Source organism: Phaeospirillum tilakii, assembly GCF_042683125.1.
In the GTDB taxonomy this organism is placed as follows: Bacteria; Pseudomonadota; Alphaproteobacteria; order Rhodospirillales; family Magnetospirillaceae; genus Phaeospirillum; species Phaeospirillum tilakii.
This window is the reverse complement of record NZ_JBHUIY010000020.1, coordinates 1-21,651: the sequence shown is the minus strand read 5'-3', so window position 1 is coordinate 21,651 and position 21,651 is coordinate 1. Positions and strand designations below refer to the sequence as shown.

Here is a 21,651-nt window from a genome sequence, read left to right as displayed (position 1 = left end):
GATGGCGTTCCCCCCCCAGCGTAGCGACGGCCCCGCCCCGCGCGGCGAGGCCCCCCGCCTCGGCCCCGGCGGCGAGGAAAGCCCGGCCGAACTGATCCGCCGCGCCACCGCCGCCACCCTGCGGGCGATCGCCGGCCATGCCGGCATCGAGGTCGAATACGGCGTCGGCCAGGGCCGGGTGCGCGGCAGCGAGGTGCGCCTGCCCGCGCCGCCCCGTACCGTGCTGGCCACCGATCTGGCCCGGCTGCGCGGCACCGCCGATCAGGTGGCGCTGCGGCTGCGCTATCACGACGACGCGCTGCATCTGCGCCGCCTGCCGCGTCAGGCCGACGCCCGCCAGATCTTCGAGGCGGTCGAGCAGGCCCGGGTCGAGGCGCTCGGCACCCGGCGGATGGCCGGGGTTGCCGCCAACCTGACCGAACTGCTCGAAGCCCGCATCCAGGCCGAGGGGCTTGACCGCGTCACCCGGCGCGATCAGGTGCCGCTGGCCGAGGCGGTGGCCCTGATCGCCCGCGAACGCTTCGCCGGGCTGGCCCCGCCCGCCTCGGCCCGCGCCGCGGTCGAACTGTGGCGGGGCGAGATCGAGGCCAAGGCCGGGCCGGCGCTCGACCGCCTCGTCTCCCTGCTCGGCGATCAGGCCTCGTTCGCCCGTGGCCTCGACGACCTGCTGCGCCAGCTCGAGATCGGCGGCGAGGCCGGCGGCGACGGCGAGGAAACCGGCGAGAGCGAGGGCGGCGCCGAGCAGCCCGAGGCCGGCCCCGGCAGCGAGGAGGGCGAGGGCGGCGACAGCGGCGACGGCAGCCCGCCCGACAGCCCCGGCGACACCGAGGCCCCCGGCTCGGCCGGCGAGCCCGGCGACGACGAGGCCGGCGACCCCGGCGACGAGATGATGCTGTCCGGCGCCGGGCTCGACCAGCCGGGCGGGCCGTCGCGGCGGCGCGCCGACACCGCCACCGACCCGGGCGAGGCGCCCTACCGCGCCTACACCACCCGATTCGATCAGGTGATCGGGGCCGAGGCCTTGTGCGATTCCGACGAACTGACCCGGCTGCGCGGCCAGCTCGACCAGCATCTGTCGCGCCTGCAAGGGGTGGTGGCGCGGCTGGCCAACCGGCTGCAACGCAAGCTGATGGCGCAGCAGACCCGCTCCTGGGCGTTCGACCTGGAAGAGGGAATGCTCGACACCGGCCGGCTGGCCCGGGTGGTGGTCAACCCGACCCATTCGCTGTCGTTCAAGATCGAGAAGGAAACCGATTTCCGCGACACGGTGGTCAGCCTGCTGATCGACAATTCCGGCTCGATGCGCGGCCGGCCGATCACCGTCGCGGCGATGAGCGCCGACATCCTCGCCCGCACCCTCGAACGCTGCGGGGTCAAGGTCGAGGTGCTCGGCTTCACCACCAAGGCCTGGAAGGGCGGCGAGGCGCGCGAGGCCTGGACCAATGCCGGCAAGCCGGCCAATCCCGGCCGGCTCAACGATCTGCGCCACATCGTCTACAAGGCGGCCGACGCGCCGTGGCGGCGGGCGCGCCGCAACCTCGGGCTGATGCTGCGCGAGGGGATCCTCAAGGAGAACATCGACGGCGAGGCGCTGCTGTGGGCGCATGAGCGGCTGCTCGGCCGGCCCGAGGCCCGCCGCATCCTGATGGTGATCTCCGACGGCGCCCCGGTCGATGATTCGACCCTGTCGGCCAATCCCGGCAACACCCTCGAAAAGCATCTGCGCGAAGTGATCGCGATGATCGAGACCCGCTCGCCGGTCGAACTGGTGGCGATCGGCATCGGCCACGACGTCACCCGCTATTACCGCCGCGCCGTCACCCTGATGGATGCCGAGGAACTGGGGGGAACGATGATGATCCAGCTCGCCGACCTGTTCGACGAACGCCCCGCCGGGTCGGGCCGGCGAATCCGGTAGACAGACTAAAATCCGCGAGTGATTCTACCTCAATGGTCGTATTGCCGCGCCCTCGGATCGTCCTCGCCATCGTCGCCGTCCTGATCCTGCTGGGCGGGGTCGGGGGATTGGTGGCGCTGTCGTGGCTGGATCGCGAGGCCACCCTCGCCGAGGCCAACGACCGGCTGCGCCTGCTGTCGCGGCTGGGCGAAAGCCATGTCGAGGCGCTGCGCCGCAGCGGCCAGGAACTGGCGGCGCGGATCGGCGAGCGCTATCTCAGCCAGCCCGCCGCCGCCACCTTCCGCCCCTGGCTGGAGGAACAGCTCGACAACATCCCCCATGTCGAGGCGATCGAGATCCGCGCCGAGGATGGCGCGGTGCTGTTTGCCACCGACCATACCGCGCCGCTCAGCCCGGAGGAAACCGCCGACCTCCAGGCGGCGCTGGCCCAGCCGGGCCAGCCGGTGATCGGGCTGATCGGCCCCGAATCCCGCCCAGGCGAACACAGCCCGGTGCTGACCACGGCCTTCCCCGAGACACGGGGCCCCCGCCACGTGGTGGTGCGGCTGCTGATCGCGCCGGCCTATTTTTCCGAGCTGTATCACGGCCTCAACCTGCCGTCCGGGGCGGTGTTCACCGTGCTGCGCCGCGATGGCATCCTGGTGTCACGCAACCCGCCGCTGCCCAACCGGATCCGGCTGTCCCCCACCACCCCGCCATTCCAGCGTTATGCCGAGGCGCCGACCGGGCTCTATCGCGCCCCCTCGCTGATCGACGGGCTGGAACGCCTGTTCAGCTACCGCACCCTGCCCGAACTCAATCTGGTGGTCAGTGTCGGCCTGCCGGTCGATCGGGTGTTCCAGGGCTGGCGCACCCGTACCCAGAATTCGACCGCGCTGGGGGCGGTGGCGCTGCTGTTCCTGCTCGGCCTGACCGCGGTGGCCGACGAGAGCATGCGCCACGAATCCCGCCTGCTGCGCTCGATCAAGCAGAAGGCCGACGAACTCGCCGCCGCCCTGGCCGACAAGGACGTGCTGTTCCAGGAAGTGCATCACCGGGTCAAAAACAACCTCCAGGTGATTTCCAGCCTGTTGACGATGCAGTCATTGCATGTGCGCGACGAGGTGGCCCGTAACACCCTGAAGGACGCGCTCGACCGCATCCACTCGATGGGGCTGGTCCACCAGACCCTCTACGAGCGCAATCTGGCCGCCAACGTCGATCTGGCCAGCTATTTCGGCCGCCTCGCCGAGGCGCTGGCCGGCAGCTATGGCGGCGGCAAGGGCGGCGCCGGGGTGACGGTCGAGGTCGAGGTCAGCGGCAGCCTCGAACTGGAACGGGCGGTGCCGCTCGGCATGCTGACCAACGAGGCGCTGTCCAACGCGCTGAAGCACGCCTTCACCGAGGGCCGCCACGGCATGGTGCGGGTGGCGCTGCATTGTCGCGGCGGCACGTGGCGGCTGACGATCGAGGATGACGGCTGTGGCATCGCCAGCGAGCCGGGCCGGGGCATCGGCCTCGGCCTGATCCGCGCCCTGGCCCGCCAGTTGGGCGGCGCGGTGACGATCACCCCGGGCGAAGGCGGCGGCACCCGGGTCGCGGTCGAATTCCCGGCCTGAAGCGGCCGCCCCGGCCGAGCAGAATTTTTCCCTATCGGCGCCCCCGCCGCGCCTGACCCGGCCGCCCCCGCTTGCCCCCGCCGCCGCCCGGGTTCGCCCGTCCGGCACGGAACGCGACAGGACAGGCAATCTGAGCGTTCGCGGAAGCGGGAAAGCCCGGTCGTCACCCGCGACGGGTGTTTATTCCTGATGCGAAAATATACGAACTGCGAGACGATCTTCCCATGCTGAAGCATGGCGACATCTGGGCCGCCATTGATGCCCTGGCCCGCGACCACGGACTCACCGCTTCGGCGTTGGCCCGCAAGGCCGGGCTTGACCCCACCACCTTCAACAAAAGCAAGCGGATCACCCGCGAGGGCAAGGCGCGCTGGCCCTCGACCGAAAGCGTCGCCAAGGTGCTGGACGCCACCGGGGCCAGCCTGACCCGCTTTCTCGGCTATATCGAAACCAATGGCGGCGGCCCGGCCCGCCCGGTCGCCACCCTGCCGCTGCTGGGCTTCGCCCAGGCCGGCGACCAGGGGATGTTCGACGAAGCCGGCCTGCCGACCGGCGGCGGCTGGGACGAGATCCCGTTTCCCGACCTCCGCGATCCCAACGCCTACGCGCTGGAGGTCAGCGGCGATTCACTCGAACCGCTGTTCCGCGACGGCGACGTGATGGTGGTGTCGCCCTCGGCCAACGTCCGGCGCGGCGACCGGGTGGTGGTGCGCACCACCGGCGGCGAGATGCTGGTCAAGCAACTGATCCGGCTGACCGCACGGCGGGTCGAACTGGCGGCGATCAGCCCGCCCCATCCCGGCCGCGTTCTCGCCGCCGACGAGGTGTCGTGGCTGGCGCGTATCATCTGGGCCAGCCAGTAGCGGGCTGCCGCCCGCACCCGCTCGGGGAGCAAGCTCCCCGAACCCCTCCCTTTTTTCGAAAACAAAGGGGGTCCGGGGCATCGCCCCGGCGGGCCCGCGGGCGGAGCCCGCGTAATCAGGCCGGTTCAGCCGCCGCGGCGGGCGCCGGTCCCTTCCCCGAGACCTTCTTGTCCTCGGGACGGGGCGGAGCGAGGCGGGCCGGTTCGCCGTTGGCGGCCAGGGCCGGGGCCGCGACCGAGGATTTGCGGATCATCCGGCCCTCGAGGGTGGCGCCGGCCTCGATCTCCAGGCTGTCATGGACGATGTCGCCGGTGACCCGGCCGGCGCGGGCCACCACCACCGCCGAGGCGGTGATCTTGCCGATCACCTCGCCATGGATGCGGATGGTCTCGCTGGTGATCTCGCCGGTGACGCGGCCGCTTTCCCCCACCAGCAGGCGGTCGCAGCGCAGGTCGCCCTCAAGCTGGCCGTCGATCTGGATCTCGCCCTCGGCGGTGACGTTGCCGACGATGCGGACGTCGGCGGCGATCAGCGAGATCGCCGCGCCGGGCTTGCGGGACGGGGTGGCGCCGCCCTTACCAAATTTTGAGAGCATCGTCACCTGCCGCAATGAATTTAAGGGGATCGCGGGGAACGTCGGACAGCCGCACCTCGTAATGCAGGTGGGGGCCGGTGGAGCGGCCGGTGCTGCCGAGCAGGCCGATCTCGGTGGTGCGGGTGACATGCTGGCCCTCGTGCGCCAGGATGCGCGACAGATGGCCGTAGCGGGTGGTGATGCCGTTGCCGTGATCGATCTCGACCGCGAGGCCGTAGCCCTCCCACGGGCCGGCGAACAGCACCTGTCCCTCGCCGGTGGCATGGACCGGGCTGCCATAGGGGGCGACCAGATCGACCCCCTCGTGGATGCCGGTGCGGCGGTTGAGCGGATCGTTGCGGCGGCCGAACGCCGAGCTGACGTCATAGGCGCCGTCGAGCGGCTCGCCCAGCGGCAGGGTCAGCAGCGCGGCCTTGACCCCGCGCCAGCGGTCGAGCCGCTCGCGCAGGCCGGACAGCGCCGGCTCGCCCGCCAGCACGGTGGCGGCGACCGGGATGAACGGGCCGCCCTGGGCCGGGCCGGCCGGGGCGCGGCCGATGACGCGGCCGGTGTCGATGCCGAGCCGGGTCAGGGTCCGCTCGGCGTCGGCCACCCGGGCGGCGGCGGCGTCGCCGGTGCTCTGCACCGCCTGGGCATAGGCCAGCCGCAGCCGTTCGAGCGAGGTTTCCAGCCGGCGGACCTGATCGCGCACCGGGCCGGCCTCCTCCTCGCCCTCGTCGGCGGTGGCGTCGCCGCGCAGCGGCAGGACGCCGGATTCGACCGGGTGCCGCCGTTCCGGCGCCGTGCCCTTGATCAGGGCGGCATTGGATTCGGCCAGCCCGACCAGACTGGCCTGGACCAGATCGACTTCGCGGGTGATGTCGGCCACCATCTTCTGCGAGGCGGCAAGGCGCTGCTGGGCCAGCTGGGCGGCGGCCAGGGTGTCGTCGAGCCGCTGCTGGCGCCGGGCCAGTTCCTCCGGCTGGCGCACCAGCAGCAGCGTCGCCACCAGCGCCCACAGCACGCAGCCGATCCCCACCGCGCCCAGCGCCACCGCCGGGGCACGGCCGATCGCCACCTGCCGCGCCGAACCGTCGGCGGCGCGCAGCAGCAGCCAGGTCTCCGGCACGGCAACGGCAAAGGCACGACGCAGCGCCGCGAGACGCCGCCCGGCCCGGTGGACCGCCTGCAGGTTCCTCACCTTAGAACTCGCCCCTCGATACGGTTGCCAAGAGCCCCCAGATGGCAACGCCGGCAAAGCCGGCGACGGTTCCGAGTTTAGTCGGCCCGGCTGCCTCGACCTATAGGTAATAACTCCTGGAGAGGCAAGGCCTAGGTGGGCGGGCCCCTGGCCGGACGGCCGGGACCGCCCCGCCGCCCGCGATTGACGCGGCCGGGGCGGGGGGAATAAGGTTCCGAACTTTATCCGTTTGCTGGAAGTCAAGGAAAATGCCCGATCTTCGCGACCTCGCCCGTTCCGCCGCCGCCTGGCCGTTCCAGGAGGCCCGCGCCCTGCTCGACGGAAGGCTGAAGGGGGAGAAACCGGAGAAGGGCTATGTGCTGTTCGAGACCGGCTACGGCCCGTCCGGCCTGCCCCACATCGGCACCTTCGGCGAGGTGGTGCGCACCACCATGGTGCGGCGCGCCTTCGCCCTGCTCGCCCCCGAGATCCCGACCCGGCTGTTCGCCTTTTCCGACGACATGGACGGCCTGCGCAAGGTGCCCGACAACATCCCCAACCAGGAGATGGTGCGTCAGCATCTCGGCAAGCCGCTGACCAGCATTCCCGACCCGTTCGGCACCCATGAGAGCTTCGGCCACCACAACAATGCCCGGCTGCGCTCGTTCCTCGACGCCTTCGGCTTCGAATACGAATTCCAGTCGGCCACCGACTGGTACAAGTCCGGCCGCTACGATCAGGCCCTGCTCGGGGTGCTGCGCCATTACGACGAGGTGATCAACGTCGTGCTGCCGACGCTGGGCGAGGAGCGCCGCGCCACCTATTCGCCGTTCCTGCCGGTCTGTCCCAAGACCGGGGTGGTGTTGCAGGTGCCGGTGGTCGAGACCCGGCCCGACGACGGCACCCTGATCTATCGCGACCTCGACGGCAAACTGGTCGAGACCCCGGTCACCGGCGGCGCCTGCAAGCTGCAATGGAAGGCCGACTGGGGGATGCGCTGGGTCGCCCTCGGGGTCGATTACGAGATGAGCGGCAAGGACCTGATCCCCTCGGTCGAGCTGTCGAGCCGGATCGCCCGCATCCTCGGCGGCAGCGCGCCGCAGACCCTGACCTACGAGCTGTTCCTCGACGACAAGGGCCAGAAGATCTCCAAGTCGAAGGGCAACGGCCTCGCGGTCGAGGACTGGCTGAAATACGCCCCGCCGGAAAGCCTCGCCCTGTTCATGTACCAGAAGCCGAAGGCGGCCAAGCGGCTCTATTTTGACGTGATCCCGCGCGCGGTCGACGATTACCTGACCTTCCTCGGCAAGTTCGCCGCCGAGGCGCCGGAAAAGCGGCTGGAGAACCCGGTGTGGCACATCCATGGCGGCCAGCCGCCGGCCGAGGACGCCCACCTGACCTTCGGCATCCTGCTCAACCTCGCCACGGTGTGCCATGCCGAGGATCCGGCGGTGCTGTGGGGCTTCATCCGCCGCTACGCCCCCGGCGCCGCGCCGGACACCGCGCCGATCCTCAACGCCCTGGTCGATCACGCGATCGCCTATTACCGCGATTTCGTCAAGCCGACCCTGCGTTCGCGCCTCGCCACCCCGGACGAGCGCGAGGCGTTCCTCGCCCTGCGCGACGGGCTGGCGGCGCTGCCGGCCGACAGCTCGGCCGAGGATCTCCAGGCCCTGGTCTACGAGATCGGCAAGCGCCCCTGCTTCCCGGAGTTGAAGGCGTGGTTCAAGGCCTGCTACGAAGTATTGCTGGGCGCCGAGCAGGGACCGCGCCTCGGCAGCTTCATCCGGCTGTACGGCATCGCCGAAACCATCGCCCTGCTCGACAAGGCGATCAAGGGCGAGGCGATCTGACAGCGGAGCGGCCGCCGTCTCCGCATAAGGGTTGGCGATGAGCAAAGAGGACGAGGCACAGAAACGGGCGGAACGGCTGAAGCGCGCGCGCGCGCTGGCCGCCCGCGGCGGTGCGTCCGGCCCGACCGGCCCGTCCTCGGGGCCGTCGGTGCCCGCCCCGCCGGCCCCGCCGGCATCGCCCCCCGCCCCGGCGGTGCCGGGCGCGCCACCCAAGCCCGAGCCGGGGGTGTGGGGCGACGCCCCGGCCCGGCCGGGCGCCAACGCCCTGGTCGAATCCGCCCAGGCCTCCTCGTCGCTGACCGCCGCCTCGGCCGACGCCACCCGCTCGCTGCGGGCCAGCCTGCTCGACATGATCACCGGGCTGCTCAAGCCGCGTTCGGCCCCGTCCCTGCCGGTGCCGGTGGTGCTGCCCCCGCCCGAGCCGCCGCTGCTGACCGTCCTGCTCGCCGCGCTCGACGGCGACAGCGACGGCACCGCCGCCACCCAATTGTTCCAGGTCCTGACCGCCCGGCCCCAGTTCAAGGTCAAGCCGCTGGCCAAGCTGTTCCAGTTGCCCGGCTTCGACGACCCGACCCTGGTGACCACGGTGGCGATGAACACCCGCCACACCGTGGTCGAGGCCGAGGGCGACCTGCTGCTGTGGGGCGAGCTGACCGCCGACGGCTATGCCCTGCGCCTGACCACCCCCTCGGGCGAGGACGACCGTTTCGGCCCGCCGACCCGGATCGAGCTGCCGCGCGAGATCGACGACACCGCCGCCAACCTGCTGTTCGCCGCCCTGCTCGCCGCCGCCGAGCCGGGGGGGGAGTCCCGCCGCGCCGCGCTGCGCCGGCTGCTGCTGCCGGCGGCCCAGGCGATCGAGCCGCTGGCCCAGCGCCCGCCGGTGGCGCTGACCATGCCGCAGCAACGCTCGGTCCAGGTGATCTACGGCCATGTCGCCGCCACCCTGTCCACCCTGGTCGGGGCGGAACAGGCCGGGCCGTGGGCCGACCGCGCCGTCACCGCCTACCGGCAGGCGGCGCGCCGGCTGGGGCGGACCGATCCGGCGTGGGAGGGCGGGCTGCTGCACCGCGCCGTCGCCGGGGTGATCGCCGCCAAGGCCGACCGCGCCAAGGATCCGGCCCCGCTGCTGGAGGAATCGATCACCGAATGGCGCGCCGCCGCCGAGGCGATTCCGCGCGCGATGATGCCGCAGGACTGGGCCTCGATTCAGACCCGGCTCGGCGCCGCCCTGTTCCGCCTCGACCTGATGACCGGGCGGATCGAATTGCTGCGCGAGGCGTTGCAGACCCTGCAATCGACCCTTCAGGTCTACACCCGCACCGAGACCCCCAACCGCTGGGCCGACGTGATGCACACCCTGGCCCAGGTGCTGGAGGTCTATGGCGACCAGTTGCGCAGCGTCGAGGTGCTGGAACGCGCGGTCGAGGCCTGCCATCAGGTGCTGGAGATCCGCACCCGCGACCGCACCCCGCTGACCTGGGCCTCGATCCAGAACACCCTGGGCTCGACCCTGTTCCTGCTCGACCGCCATTCGAGCGAGGGCGCCGGCCACCTCGCCGAGGCCGAGGTGGCGCTGATGGGCGCGCTCGAAGTGTTCCAGCTCTACCGTGCCCGCCGCCCGGCCAAGGTGGCGGCGCGCAATCTCGACCACGTCCGCCGGCTGATCGAAAGCCGCAGGAACCGCGCCGTGGTCGAACCGCACTGGCTCCACGAACGTTCCCGCTGACGGACCCCCGATGCCCCCTCTTCCCACGCCGCGGGCGCTCGCGCTCGATCTGCTCGCCACCCTGCTCGACCGGGGGCGGCTGCTCGACGAATTGCTCGACGACCGCCGCCTCGCCCGCCTCGACGAGCGCGACCGCGCCTTCGTCCGCCTGCTGCTCGCCACCACCCTGCGCCGGCTCGGCCAGATCGACGCCCTGATCGAGGCCTGCCTCGACCGGCCGCTGGGGCCGCGCGCGGCCCGGGTCAGCCACGCCCTGCGCCTCGGCGTCTGCCAGTTGCTGTTCCTCGACCTCGCCCCGCACGCGGCGATCTCGACCACGGTCGATCTGGTCAAGCACACCCCGCATGCCGGCTTCGCCGGCCTGATCAACGCGGTGCTGCGCCGGCTGGCCCGCGACGGCGCGGCGATGGTCGCCGTCCAGGACGCGGCGATGCTCAACACCCCCGACTGGCTGTGGCGGTCGTGGTGCGCCGCCTATGGCGAGGACACCACCCGCGCCATCGCCGCCGCCCACCTGAGCGAGGCGCCGCTCGATCTCTCGGTCGCCGCCGATCCGGCCGACTGGGCCGAGCGGCTGGAGGCGGAGATCCTGCCCACCGGCAGCCTGCGCCGCCCCGCCGGCGGCGCGGTGTCGCGTCTGCCCGGCTTCGACTCGGGGGCGTGGTGGGTGCAGGACGCCGCCGCCGCCCTGCCCGCCCGCCTGCTCGGCACGGTGCGCGGCCGGCGGGTGGCCGACCTGTGCGCCGCTCCCGGCGGCAAGGCGCTGCAACTGGCCGCCGCCGGGGCCGAGGTGACGGCGGTCGATCGTTCCGCCGCCCGGCTGGAGCGGCTGGCGGCCAACCTCGCCCGGCTCGGCCTGACCGCGCGGGTGGTCGCCGCCGACGCCGCCGCCTGGACCCCGGGCGAAAGCTTCGACGCGGTGCTGCTCGACGCCCCCTGCTCGGCCACCGGCACCCTGCGCCGCCATCCCGACGTCGCCCGCCACAAGAGCCCGGGCGACGTCACCGCCCTGGCCGCCACCCAGGCCCGCCTGCTCGACGCGGCGGCCGGGCTGCTCGCCCCCGGCGGGCTGCTGGTCTATTGCGTCTGTTCGATGCAGCCGGAGGAAGGGCCGGAGCAGATCGAGCGGCTGCTCGCCGCCGGCGCCCCGTTCGAGCGGGTGCCGATCCATCCGGACGAGGTCGGCGGTCTGGCCGAGCTGATCACCCCGGCCGGCGACCTGCGCACCCTGCCGATCCACCTGGGCGCACAAGGCGGCATGGACGCCTTCTTCGCCGCCCGGCTGCGGAGGGGGTGAGATGAGCGAGCGACGCTTCGTGCTGATCGACCGCGACGGCACCCTCAATGTCGAGAAGCATTACCTGTCCGACCCGGACCAGCTCGAGCTGTATCCCGGCGCGGCGGCGGCGGTGCGCCGGCTCAACCGGCTCGGCCTCGGGGTGGTGGTGGTGACCAACCAGTCGGGCATCGCGCGCGGCTATTTCGACCTCGCCCGCCTCGACCAGATTCACCGCCGGCTGATCGAATTGCTGGCGGCCGAGGACGCCCGCCTCGACGGGATCTATCTCTGCCCGCACGGCCCCGACGAGGATTGCGCCTGCCGCAAGCCGCGCCCGGGCATGGTCGAACAGGCGGTGGCCGAGCATGGCTTCGACCCCGCCCGCGCCTTCGTGGTCGGCGACAAGGAGGTCGATGTCGAACTCGGCCACGGCGTCGGCGCGGTCGGGATCCTGGTCCGCACCGGTCACGGCCCGGACTGGGTCGCAGGCTCGCGCGCCGATTTCATCGTCGATGACCTCGCCGCCGCCGCCGAACTGATCGAGCGTCTGATCGCCTCGGAAACCGCCTGATTTGGCGGGCTGCCGCCCGCACCCGCTCGGGGAGCAAAGCTCCCCGAACCTCTCATTCTTTTATCGATGAATCAAAAGGGGGTCCGGGGCATCGCCCCGGCCGGGCCCACGGGCGGGAGCCCATGCAACCGCGCGCGATCGGCGCCGGGCGGGGGCCCGGGTTACCAGCGCATCTGGCCGCCGATCGGCTTAGACTTCAGCGCGCCGCGCCGGGTGATCAGCACCCAATCATTGAACTGCATGTAGCGCGGGGCGAGGAACTGGTAGATGTCGCGGATGCGATTGGTGTTCTCGTCGGAGCGGGCGACGAACACCGTCTTCCAGATCTGGATGAAATCCTCCCACGGCAGCAGGCGGCAGTGCAGCGCGTCGCGCACCTGGCGGATATAGCCGATCTGGTTGTCGATGTTTTTCAGCATCGCCAGGATTTCGCCGGTCTGGGCGTCGATCTGGTCGAAATAATCCTGGAACAGCTTGAGGGCGCGCTGGGACAGGCGAGCGACCTGATCGGCGGTCTCGATCATCGAGCGATCGGCGCCGTAGATCCGCCGCAGCCCCTGCAACTTCTCGTCGATCTTCTTGACCTCGCTGAAGGTGTCGCGCAGCGCCTCGATATAGGCCAGTTCACAGGCCAGGGTCTCGATGTACTGCACCACCTCGTCGCGGCGCTCGCGGCCGAGGCCGAGTTCCTCCGCCGCCTCGGTGAAGGCGAGCTGGACGTTCTTCTTGACCTGGGGGTCGTCGGCGATCTGGGCCAGCTCGGTGACGTTGCTGATCACGTTCTCGTTGCCGGTCAGCCAGGTCACCAGCTGCATGGTCAGGCGCTGGTAGGCGATGCGGCGATGACGGTCCTGCGGCTCCCACGAGGCCTGCCGCGAGGTCACTTCCTTCGGCAGGCGGTCGCCCGGACGCAGGCCGCGCACGAACATCAGCCCCTCCGCCACCCGGTCGAGCATGCGGAAGTCGGGGTTCTCCTCCGTCAGGGAGAATTCCCGCTTGAGCCCGTCGAACGACAGCACCGCCTCGTTGTTGGCCAGCTTCAGCACCGCCACCGCCTCACCGGCCTCGGTCAGGCGGAAGTACAGATCCTCGAACGAAGTGAAGAACTTATGCTCGAAGCCGATCAGATCGTCGCCGGTGCTGACGTCAGCACCGCCTGCGCTCACGCCGCCGTTGATCATTTCCGCCGTCATGGAACCCCACCCGCCATGCCACATAAGCCGAAAGTTGCTCACCATAGTATGGCCCTGGCAATGCCCGGCCACAAGTGGCGGGGGTAACAGTTTGCCTCCGGTTTCTTGGTTCTTTCGCATAAGCCGCTCAACCCGAAGGCATCAGCCGGCCTCCGCATCGCGGGTGGGGCCGAATCCGCCACAACTTTTGCACATCCATCCCTCGCAAGCCTTGACTGACCGCGCCGATCACCCTACCCTGCCGTTTCGTGTGACCGGCGGATCCCCCGCCCGCGAACGACCGTGGCCAAACGACTTTTCATCAAGACCTTCGGCTGCCAGATGAACGTCTACGACTCCGCCCGCATGGCGGACGTCCTGGCGCCGTTCGGCTTTGAGCGCGACGAACGGCCCGACGACGCCGATCTGGTGATCCTCAACACCTGCCACATCCGCGAAAAGGCGGCGGAGAAGGTGTTCTCCGAGCTGGGCCGCCTGCGCCGGCTGAAGCAGGCCCGCGCCCAGCGCGGCGAGCGGATGCTGCTGGCGGTGGCCGGCTGCGTCGCCCAGGCCGAGGGCGAGGCGGTGCTGCGCCGCGCCCCGTTCGTCGATATCGTGCTGGGGCCGCAGACCTATCACCGCCTGCCCGAGATGGTCGAACGGGTCAGCCGGGGCGGCCGCGCCGTGCTCGACACCGAATTCCCCGACGAGCCGAAATTCGATTTCCTGCCCGAGGCCCGCGCCGAGGGCAGCAACGCCTTCCTGGCGATCCAGGAAGGCTGCGACCGCTTCTGCTCCTATTGCGTCGTGCCCTACACCCGTGGCGCCGAATATTGCCGCCCGGCCGAGGCGGTGCTGGCCGAGGCCCGCGCCCTGGCCACCCAGGGGGTGCGCGAGCTCACCCTGCTCGGCCAGAACGTCAACGCCTGGCAGGCCGGCCCGGAATGGGATCTGGCCGCGCTGCTGACCGCGCTGGCGGCGATCGACGGGATCGAGCGGCTGCGCTACGTCACCTCGCATCCACGCGATTTGGGCGAGTCGCTGATCGCCGCCCACCGCGACCTGCCCGAGCTGATGCCGTTCCTGCATCTGCCGGTGCAGTCGGGCTCGGACCGGATCCTGCGGGCGATGAACCGGGGCCACGACCGCGACGAGTACCGCCGCCTCGCCGACCGGCTGCGCGCGGCGCGGCCCGACCTCGCTTTGTCGTCCGACTTCATCGTCGGCTTCCCCGGCGAGACCGACCGCGATTTCCAGGACACCCTCGACCTCGTCGCCGAGATCGGCTTCGTCCAGACCTATTCGTTCAAGTACAGCCCGCGCCCGGGCACCCCGGCCGCCGCCTTGCCCGACCAGTTGCCCGACGCGGTCAAGGAGGCCCGGCTGGCCGAACTCCAGGCCCTGCTGCACCGCCAGACCGAGGCGTTCAACCAGGCCTGCGTCGGCCGCGAGATGGCGGTGCTGCTCGACCGCCCCGGCAAATACGCCGACCAGCTGCTCGGCCGCAGCCCCTACATGCAGCCGGTCCATGTCCGCGCCCCCGGCCGGCGGATCGGCGAGGTGGTGCGCCTGCGCATCGCCGCCGTCCATCCCAACAGCCTGGAAGCGATCCCGGCGTGAGCGAGCCGCCCCCGGACACCCCCCCGGACTCCATCACGCTGGTCCGCGCGTTCCCCGACAACGCGCTGGCCCGGCTGCTGTTCGGCCCGCATAACGGCCATCTCGACCGGATCGAGGCGCGGATGGGGGTGACCCTGGCCGCGCTCGGCAACACCGTCACCGTCACCGGCGGGCCGGAGGCGGCGGCCGACGCCGCCGAAGTGCTCGACCGCCTTTACGACCTCGCCGGCCGCCAGGGCCATGTCGAGAGCGCCGACGTCGACAGCGCGGTGCGGATGATCGGCGCCGACCCGGAGGGCGCGGCGATGGTGATCCGCACCCGCAAGCGGCCGATCGCCCCCCGCACCCCCAATCAGGCCCGCTACATCCAGGCGCTCGATCAGGTGCCGCTGACCTTCGGCCTCGGCCCGGCCGGCACCGGCAAGACCTACCTCGCGGTGGCCAAGGCGGTGGCGATGATGAGCGCGGGCGAGGTCGACCGCATCATCCTGTCGCGCCCGGCGGTCGAGGCGGGCGAGCGGCTCGGCTTCCTGCCCGGCGACCTCAAGGACAAGGTCGATCCCTATCTGCGCCCGCTCTACGACGCGCTCTACGACATGCTGCCGGGCGATCTGGTCGCCAAGAAGCTGGCCTCGGGCGAGATCGAGGTGGCGCCGCTGGCCTTCATGCGCGGCCGCACCCTGGCCAATTCCTTCGTCATCCTCGACGAGGCGCAGAACACCACCCCGATGCAGATGAAGATGTTCCTGACCCGGATGGGCGAACATTCCCGCATGGCGGTGACCGGCGATCCCAGCCAGACCGACCTGCCCCGGGGGGTGCCCTCCGGCCTGACCGACGCGCTGCGGGTGCTGGACGGGCTCGAGGGGGTGCGCTTCATCCATTTCACCGCCCGCGACGTGGTTCGCCACGATCTGGTGACCCGCATCGTCCGCGCCTATGACCGCGCCGGACCGACCGACAAGGATGCCATCGACCGATGACCGACTCCCTGTACGACATCGCCGTCAGCCTTGAATGCCCGGCCTGGGCCGAGGCCCTGCCCGACGTCGCCGAGCGGGTGGAGCGGCTGGCCCGCCTCGCCCTCGATTCCTGTCCCGAGGACCGGCCGGACGGCGCGCTCGAACTGTCGCTGGTGCTGGCCGACGACGACACCGTGCGCGCCCTCAACCGCGACTGGCGCGGCAAGGACGCCCCGACCAACGTGCTGTCCTTCGCCGCGCTCGACGACGACGAGGCGCCGGTGGTCGAAGGCGCCCCGCTGCTGCTGGGCGACGTGATCCTGGCCTGGGAAACCGTGGCGGCCGAGGCCGCCGACCAGGGCAAGGCGCTGGCCGACCACCTCGCCCATCTGGTGATCCACGGCGTGCTGCATCTGATCGGCTTCGACCATCAGGAGGAAGAGGAGGCGGCGGAGATGGAAGCGCTGGAAACCCGTCTGCTGGCGACGCTCGGCATCGCCGATCCCTATCGCGACGAGGACCAGGGGCGATGACCGACCCCGGGGGCAGTCCCACCGCGCGCGACTCCGCACCCCGGGAGCCGCGCCTGCGGTCGTTGCTGACCAGAATCGGGGTCAAACGCCGCCCACGGGGCGGCGAAACCGTGCGCGAGGCGCTGGAGGAACTGATCGAGGACCGCGAGGTCGCGGAAAACCCGATCGACGCCCACGAACGCCAGTTGCTGGGCAACATCCTCCATCTGCGCGGCGTCACCGCCGCCGACGTCAAGGTGCCGCGCGCCGACATCGTCGCGGTCGAGGCCCAGACCAGCCAGGAAGATCTGATCCGGCTGTTCATCGCCTGCGGCCATTCCCGCCTGCCGGTCTATCGCCGCACCCTCGACGACGTGATCGGGATGATCCACATCAAGGATCTGGTCGAGGTGCTGGGCCAGGGCAAGCCGTTCAACCTGTCGCGCCTGCTGCGGCGGGTCCAGTTCGTCGCCCCCAGCATGCGCGCCACCGACCTGCTGCTGGAGATGCGGCTGCGCCGCACCCACCTCGCCCTGGTGGTGGATGAATATGGCGGCATCGACGGGCTGATCACCATCGAGGATCTGGTCGAACAGATCGTCGGCGAGATCGACGACGAGCACGACCCGGTCGAGGAACCCGACATCGTCGAACTGCCCGACGGCACCCTCGACGCCGACGCCCGCACCCCGATCGACGCGTTCGAGGCGCGGGCCGGCGAGGTGCTGACCGACGAGGAGCGCGAGGAGGTCGAGACCCTGGGCGGGCTGGTGTCGTTCGTCGCCGGACGGATGCCCGGGCGCGGCGAACTGATCACCCATTCGGCCGGACTGGAATTCGAGGTGGTCGACGCCGACCCGCGCCGGATCAAGCGGGTGCGGGTGCGGCGGATCGCCCCGCCGCCGCCAGCCCAGGATTGAGATCGCGGCGGACGGCCCCGCCGCCCGCCGCCCCTTCCCCCCTCCCCTGCGCCGAGACCGCCCGATGAGACACCCTGCGTCAAGCAGCGAGAGACTGGCCGCCCGTCCGTTTTCCCTCGCCCAGGCCGCCGCCGCCCGCCTTGCCGCCCTGACCGGCTGGCGCCGCCGGCTCGCCCTGGTCGGGTTCGGCCTGTTCGGGGCCCTGGCCCTGCCGCCCTGGTCGCTGCTGCCGGCGCTGCCGGTGGCGCTGACCGCGCTGGTGTGGCTGTGGGACGCCGCCCCCACCCGCCGCGCCGCCTTCGCCGCCGGCTGGTGGTGGGGCTGGGGCTGGTTCATCCTCGGCCTCTACTGGATCTCGCACGCGCTGCTGACCGACCCGCTGCGGTTCGGCTGGATGATCCCGTTCGCGGTGTTCGGCCTGTCGGCGCTGATGGCGGTGTTCTATGGCCTCGCCACCCTGCTGGCCCATCTGCTCGGGGCGCGCGGCCTCGGCCGGGTGGCGGTGCTGGCGGCGGCCTGGACCCTGGCCGAGTGGCTGCGCTCGTGGGCGCTGACCGGCTTTCCCTGGAACGCGCTCGGCTCCGTGTGGGAAGCCAGCCTGCCGGTGCTGCAATCCGGCGCGGTGGCCGGGCTGTGGGGGCTGTGCCTGCTGACCGCCCTGGCCGGGATGGCCCCGGCGCTGCTGGCCGGCCCGGCCACGCCCCGGCGGGCCGTGGTGGCGCTGGCGCTGGCGCTCGGCCTGCCGCTCGGGGCCTGGACCGCCGGCAGCCTGCGGCTGGCGGCCCAGCCGACGGTCGAGACCGGGATCAAGCTGCGGCTGGTCCAGCCGCGCATCGCCCAGGGCACCAAATGGGTCGAGGGGCTGCGCGAGCGCCATCTGCTTGAGGCGGTGACGCTGTCGCGCCAGCCCGGGGCCGATCAGGTCAAGGCGGTGATCTGGCCCGAGGCGGCGGCGCCGTTCTACCTCAATCTCGACGGCCCGCACCGCGCCTGGGCCGGGATGGCCGCGCCGCCCGGCGGGGTGCTGCTGACCGGGGCGCTGCGCCTGCCCGATCCGGATGCGGCCTCGCCCCACCTCGCCAACAGCCTCTACGCCCTCGACGGCATCGGCGAGATGCTGGCGGTCTACGACAAGGCCCATCTGGTGCCGTTCGGCGAATATGTCCCGCTGCGCCGGATCCTGCCGATCGCCAAGATCACCCATGGCGCGATCGACTTCACCCCCGGCCCCGGGCCGCGCACCCTGACCCTGCCGGGGCTGCCGCCGCTCTCGCCGCTGATCTGCTACGAGGCCCTGTTCCCGGCCGAGATGGTCGGCGCCGACCAGCCGCGTCCCGACTGGCTGCTCAACGTCACCGACGATGGCTGGTTCGGTCTGTCGGCCGGGCCCTACCAGCATCTCGCGGCGGCGCGGCTGCGCGCGGTCGAGCAGGGGCTGCCGCTGGCCCGCGCCGCCAATACCGGCATCACCACCCTGGTCGATCCGCTCGGGCGCGAGCTGGGGCGGATCGCGCTGGGCGAACGCGGCATCCTTGATGTCGCGCTGCCGGCGCCGCTGCCGCCGACGCCCTACGCCCGCTTCGGCGACGCCCTGCCCCTGTTACTGGCATTGCTCTGCGGCGCAATCGGGCTGGCCACCCGCAAGACGTGTTGACTTCGGGGAAGGCGGCGCCCTAATCTGGGCCCACTTTCACCCTGATCGGAAGGGACCATGGCCAATCCGCCGCGTAGCGAAGCCCCCCCTGGCCAACCGCCCAAGCCGCGCCGCAAGGCCAATCGCGGCCGCACCGAGGACGGCGATCCCAATCCGATCGACATTCATGTCGGCGGACGGGTGCGGCTGCGGCGCACCCTGCTGGGGATGAGCCAGGAAAAGCTGGGCGAGGCGATCGGCCTGACCTTCCAGCAGGTGCAGAAATACGAGCGCGGCGCCAACCGCATCGGCGCCTCCCGCCTGTTCGATCTGGCCCAGGTGCTCGACGTGCCGGTGTCGTTCTTCTATGACGACCTGCCCGAGGCGCTGGCCCGTCCCCCGGTGGCGGTCGAGCTGACCGCGCGGCCGCCGGGGCTGTGCGAGGAGGCGGCCGGGTTCGAGGCCGACCTGCTCGGCCGGCGCGAGACCCAGGAACTGATCCGCGCCTATTTCGCCATTCCCGATCCAACCGTGCGCAAGCGGGTCTACGAACTGGCCAAGGCGCTGGCCGCCACCGCCGAAAGCCGCGACTGAGCCCCGGGGTAACGCCCCGGCCGCGCCAGCCCCATGCCCCGCCCCCGGCCGTGCCCCGCGCGCGGTCGGGCCGGACCCGCCAAAAATCCTCGTCCCGCTTCCCGGCGGCTGTGTTATACAGCCGGCATCGTCTCCCTTTTCCTTGATTCCACCCTCCCCGGAGGTCTCCGACCATGTCCGCATCCCTTCCCATTCGCCGCGCCCTGTTCTCGGTCTCGGACAAGACCGGACTGGTCGAGTTCGCCCGCTATCTCGCCGGCCGGGGCGTCGAGATCCTGTCGACCGGCGGCACCGCCAAGGCGCTGCGCGAGGCCGGGATCGCGGTGGTCGAGGTCGCCGACCACACCGGCTTCCCCGAGATGCTCGACGGGCGGGTCAAGACCCTCCACCCCAAGATCCATGGCGGCCTGCTCGGCATCCGTGGCAACGCCGAGCACGAGGCGGCGATGGCCGAGCACGGCATCGCCCCGATCGACCTGCTGGTGGTCAACCTCTATCCGTTCGAGCAGACGGTGGCGCGCGGCGCCGATTACGACACCTGCATCGAGAACATCGACATCGGCGGCCCGGCGCTGATCCGCGGCGCCTCGAAGAACCACGCCGCGGTGACGGTGGTGGTCGATGTCGAGGATTACGCCGTGGTCCAGGCCGAGATGGAGGCCAACAACGGCGCCACCACCTTCGAGCTGCGCCGCCGCCTCGCCGGCATCGCCTATGCCCGCACCGGCGCCTATGATTCGGCGATCTGGCGCTTCTTCTCCCAGCAGACCGGCGAGCCGTTCCCGCGCCGGGTGGTGCTGGCGGCCGACCTGCACCAGAGCCTGCGCTATGGCGAGAATCCGCACCAGAAGGCGGCGTTCTACGTCGCGCCGCAGAACCGCCGCCCCGGCGTCTCCAGCGCGCGCCAGATCCAGGGCAAGGAACTGAGCTTCAACAACATCAACGACACCAACGCCGCCTACGAGCTGGTCGCCGAGTTCGAGCGCCCGGCGGTGGCGATCATCAAGCACGCCAATCCCTGCGGCGTCGCGGTGGGCGACGACATCGCCACCGCCTATCGCGCCGCGCTGGCCAACGATCCGGTGTCGGCGTTCGGCGGCATCGTCGCGGTCAACCGCCGGCTCGACGCCGCCACCGCCGCCGAGATCACCCAGCTGTTCACCGAGGTGGTGATCGCCCCCGAGGCCGACGACGACGCCATCGCCGCCTTCGCCGCCAAGAAGAACCTGCGCCTGCTGCTGACCGGCGGCCTGCCCGACCCGGCGGCCCAGGCGATGAGCTTCCGCACCGTCGCCGGCGGCCTGCTGATCCAGACCCGCGACAATGGCGTCACCACCGAGGCCGACCTCAAGGTGGTGACCAAGCGGGCGCCGACCGCCCAGGAACTGGCCGACCTGCTGTTCGCCTTCCGCGTCTGCAAGCACGTCAAGTCGAACGCGGTGGTCTATGCCAAGAACGGCGCCACCGTCGGCATCGGCGCCGGCCAGATGAGCCGGGTCGATTCCTCGCGCATCGCCGCCTGGAAGTCGCGCGAGGCGGCCGAGGCCGCCGGCCACAGCGAGCCCGGCACGGTCGGCTCGGTGGTCGCCTCCGACGCCTTCTTCCCGTTCGCCGACGGCCTGCTCGCCGCCGCCGCCGCCGGAGCCACCGCGGTGATCCAGCCGGGCGGGTCGGTGCGCGACGCCGAGGTGATCGCCGCCGCCGACGAGGCCGGCCTCGCCATGGTGTTCACCGGCATCCGCCACTTCCGCCACTGACCGGCCCCCGGCGGGCGTGGGCCGCGTCCCACGCCCGCCGGCCGCGCGACACCCTCTTGCCTTTGCCCGCCCCGTTGTCCATCCTCGCGGAAGCGGGACAGGGACGGAAACGATGATATACCGCAGCGAGGACGGACACGGTCGCCGGGAACCCGGCGATGATCGCCTGCACGACATCCTGCGCAAGGGGTTGCAGGAAGGGCGGATCCAGTTGTTCACCGATCCGCGCATGATCGACTTCCAGGGCTCGCCGGTGCATGACCAGTGGGATCACCTGCTGCCGCTGATCGGGCTGATGACCCTGGCGCTGGCGATCCTGGTGCTGGGCGGGCTGGCGGTCGGCATCGTCGGCATGTTCCTGTTCGTGCTGGTCTATCTGGTGATCAACCGCACCTTCATCGGCTGGCGGCTGCGCACCCGCACCCAGGACTATCTCTGCCACGACATCACCCGCTTCCTCGCCCTGTGGCGGATGGGCGGCATCGCCCTGGCGATCCCCGGCGCGGGCGAGGCGCCCTGCGTCGCCCCCAAGGGTGACTGGCGCAAATTCATCCGCCGCCATTTCGGCGAAGGGGTGCCGGCCGGCGCCCGCGCCGACCTGCTGCCGCTCGAGTCCGCTCCCGACGCGGCGGAGCTGATCGCGCCGCCCCCCGCCCCCCGCCCGGCGATGCCGAGCCCGGGCACCCACTGGACCTCGGTCGCCGACCTGCCGCCGGACGATCAGGCCCGACCGTGAAACTGACCGAACCCCGTCAGCCGCGCCGGCGCCCGGTCACCGCCGAGGAAAGCCGGTTGTGGCAGACGGTGACCGGCGATGTCCGCCCCCTGCCCGGCCGGCGCCGCCCCGATCCGGCCGCCGCCGATCCCGCCCCGCCGCCGGTTCCCTCGCCACCGCCGCCGCCGGGCGAGCCGCCGC

Annotated in this window: 18 protein-coding genes and 1 pseudogene; 16 read left to right on the top strand and 3 right to left on the bottom strand. The window is 71.5% G+C overall.

Features of this window, described 5'->3' with window-relative positions:
- Position 1: 1 nt before the first annotated feature.
- The 3 genes from cobT to ACFSNB_RS11050 all read left to right on the top strand — a co-directional run bounded on the left by cobT (position 2) and on the right by ACFSNB_RS11050 (position 4,379).
- Complete coding sequence (gene cobT, locus ACFSNB_RS11060) at positions 2 to 1,918, top strand: cobaltochelatase subunit CobT (protein ID WP_377316469.1); 1,917 nt, start codon at positions 2 to 4, stop codon at positions 1,916 to 1,918.
- A 32-nt stretch (positions 1,919 to 1,950) separates the two neighbouring features.
- Positions 1,951 to 3,516, top strand: a complete 1,566-nt coding sequence (locus ACFSNB_RS11055; protein WP_377316467.1) for a sensor histidine kinase — start codon at positions 1,951 to 1,953, stop codon at positions 3,514 to 3,516.
- A 224-nt stretch (positions 3,517 to 3,740) separates the two neighbouring features.
- Positions 3,741 to 4,379, top strand: a complete 639-nt coding sequence (locus tag ACFSNB_RS11050; protein WP_377316465.1) for a S24 family peptidase — start codon at positions 3,741 to 3,743, stop codon at positions 4,377 to 4,379.
- 115 nt (positions 4,380 to 4,494) lie between these two features.
- On the opposite strand, the gene ACFSNB_RS11045 is transcribed toward ACFSNB_RS11050, so the two are convergent.
- Together ACFSNB_RS11045 and ACFSNB_RS11040 are read right to left on the bottom strand one after the other, a co-directional pair.
- The gene (locus ACFSNB_RS11045) at positions 4,495 to 4,974 is read right to left on the bottom strand and encodes a bactofilin family protein (RefSeq protein ID WP_377316463.1); all 480 of its coding nucleotides are present in this window, start codon (positions 4,972 to 4,974) and stop codon (positions 4,495 to 4,497) included.
- Positions 4,955 to 6,154, bottom strand: coding sequence for a M23 family metallopeptidase (locus ACFSNB_RS11040; RefSeq protein WP_377316461.1), 1,200 nt, complete (start codon positions 6,152 to 6,154; stop codon positions 4,955 to 4,957). The genes ACFSNB_RS11045 and ACFSNB_RS11040 overlap by 20 nt, the downstream gene beginning before the upstream one ends.
- Positions 6,155 to 6,402: 248 nt before the next feature.
- Here ACFSNB_RS11040 and ACFSNB_RS11035 point away from each other — a divergent pair, with 248 nt between their 5' ends.
- From ACFSNB_RS11035 to ACFSNB_RS11020, 4 genes are read left to right on the top strand one after another with little or no spacing between them, the layout of a single operon-like run.
- Positions 6,403 to 7,986: a lysine--tRNA ligase gene (locus ACFSNB_RS11035; protein WP_377316459.1), complete on the top strand. Its 1,584-nt coding sequence runs from the start codon at positions 6,403 to 6,405 to the stop codon at positions 7,984 to 7,986.
- A 37-nt stretch (positions 7,987 to 8,023) separates the two neighbouring features.
- A complete protein-coding gene (locus tag ACFSNB_RS11030) occupies positions 8,024 to 9,715 on the top strand; it encodes a hypothetical protein (protein ID WP_377316457.1) in 1,692 nt (563 codons plus the stop codon).
- A 10-nt stretch (positions 9,716 to 9,725) separates the two neighbouring features.
- Positions 9,726 to 11,012, top strand: a complete 1,287-nt coding sequence (locus tag ACFSNB_RS11025) for an RsmB/NOP family class I SAM-dependent RNA methyltransferase (RefSeq protein ID WP_377316455.1) — start codon at positions 9,726 to 9,728, stop codon at positions 11,010 to 11,012.
- 1 nt (position 11,013) lies between these two features.
- Positions 11,014 to 11,565, top strand: coding sequence for a D-glycero-alpha-D-manno-heptose-1,7-bisphosphate 7-phosphatase (locus ACFSNB_RS11020; protein WP_377316453.1), 552 nt, complete (start codon positions 11,014 to 11,016; stop codon positions 11,563 to 11,565).
- A 161-nt stretch (positions 11,566 to 11,726) separates the two neighbouring features.
- Here ACFSNB_RS11020 and ACFSNB_RS11015 read toward each other — a convergent pair whose 3' ends face one another.
- The gene (locus ACFSNB_RS11015) at positions 11,727 to 12,731 is read right to left on the bottom strand and encodes a hypothetical protein (protein WP_377316451.1); all 1,005 of its coding nucleotides are present in this window, start codon (positions 12,729 to 12,731) and stop codon (positions 11,727 to 11,729) included.
- A gap of 309 nt (positions 12,732 to 13,040) precedes the next feature.
- Here ACFSNB_RS11015 and miaB point away from each other — a divergent pair, with 309 nt between their 5' ends.
- The 9 genes and pseudogenes from miaB to ACFSNB_RS10970 all read left to right on the top strand — a co-directional run.
- Positions 13,041 to 14,357: a tRNA (N6-isopentenyl adenosine(37)-C2)-methylthiotransferase MiaB gene (gene miaB, locus ACFSNB_RS11010; protein WP_377316449.1), complete on the top strand. Its 1,317-nt coding sequence runs from the start codon at positions 13,041 to 13,043 to the stop codon at positions 14,355 to 14,357.
- Positions 14,354 to 15,340 (top strand): PhoH family protein, encoded by a 987-nt coding sequence (locus ACFSNB_RS11005; protein ID WP_377316447.1) that lies wholly within the window; start codon positions 14,354 to 14,356, stop codon positions 15,338 to 15,340. The genes miaB and ACFSNB_RS11005 overlap by 4 nt, the downstream gene beginning before the upstream one ends.
- Complete coding sequence (gene ybeY, locus ACFSNB_RS11000; RefSeq protein WP_377316445.1) at positions 15,337 to 15,852, top strand: rRNA maturation RNase YbeY; 516 nt, start codon at positions 15,337 to 15,339, stop codon at positions 15,850 to 15,852. The genes ACFSNB_RS11005 and ybeY overlap by 4 nt, the downstream gene beginning before the upstream one ends.
- Positions 15,849 to 16,751 (top strand): hemolysin family protein, encoded by a 903-nt coding sequence (locus ACFSNB_RS10995; RefSeq protein WP_377316443.1) that lies wholly within the window; start codon positions 15,849 to 15,851, stop codon positions 16,749 to 16,751. Before ybeY ends, ACFSNB_RS10995 begins: the two co-directional genes overlap by 4 nt.
- 64 nt (positions 16,752 to 16,815) lie before the next feature.
- Complete coding sequence (lnt, locus tag ACFSNB_RS10990) at positions 16,816 to 18,405, top strand: apolipoprotein N-acyltransferase (protein WP_377316441.1); 1,590 nt, start codon at positions 16,816 to 16,818, stop codon at positions 18,403 to 18,405.
- Positions 18,406 to 18,462: 57 nt separating this feature from the next.
- Positions 18,463 to 18,978, top strand: coding sequence for a helix-turn-helix domain-containing protein (locus ACFSNB_RS10985; RefSeq protein WP_377316439.1), 516 nt, complete (start codon positions 18,463 to 18,465; stop codon positions 18,976 to 18,978).
- Between the two features lie 173 nt (positions 18,979 to 19,151).
- The gene (gene purH / locus ACFSNB_RS10980; protein ID WP_377316437.1) at positions 19,152 to 20,735 is read left to right on the top strand and encodes a bifunctional phosphoribosylaminoimidazolecarboxamide formyltransferase/IMP cyclohydrolase; all 1,584 of its coding nucleotides are present in this window, start codon (positions 19,152 to 19,154) and stop codon (positions 20,733 to 20,735) included.
- Positions 20,736 to 20,847: 112 nt separating this feature from the next.
- Positions 20,848 to 21,471, top strand: a complete 624-nt coding sequence (locus ACFSNB_RS10975; RefSeq protein WP_377316435.1) for a hypothetical protein — start codon at positions 20,848 to 20,850, stop codon at positions 21,469 to 21,471.
- A pseudogene (locus tag ACFSNB_RS10970) lies at positions 21,468 to 21,651 on the top strand (Smr/MutS family protein); the annotation flags it as partial. The gene ACFSNB_RS10975 and the pseudogene ACFSNB_RS10970, both read left to right, overlap by 4 nt.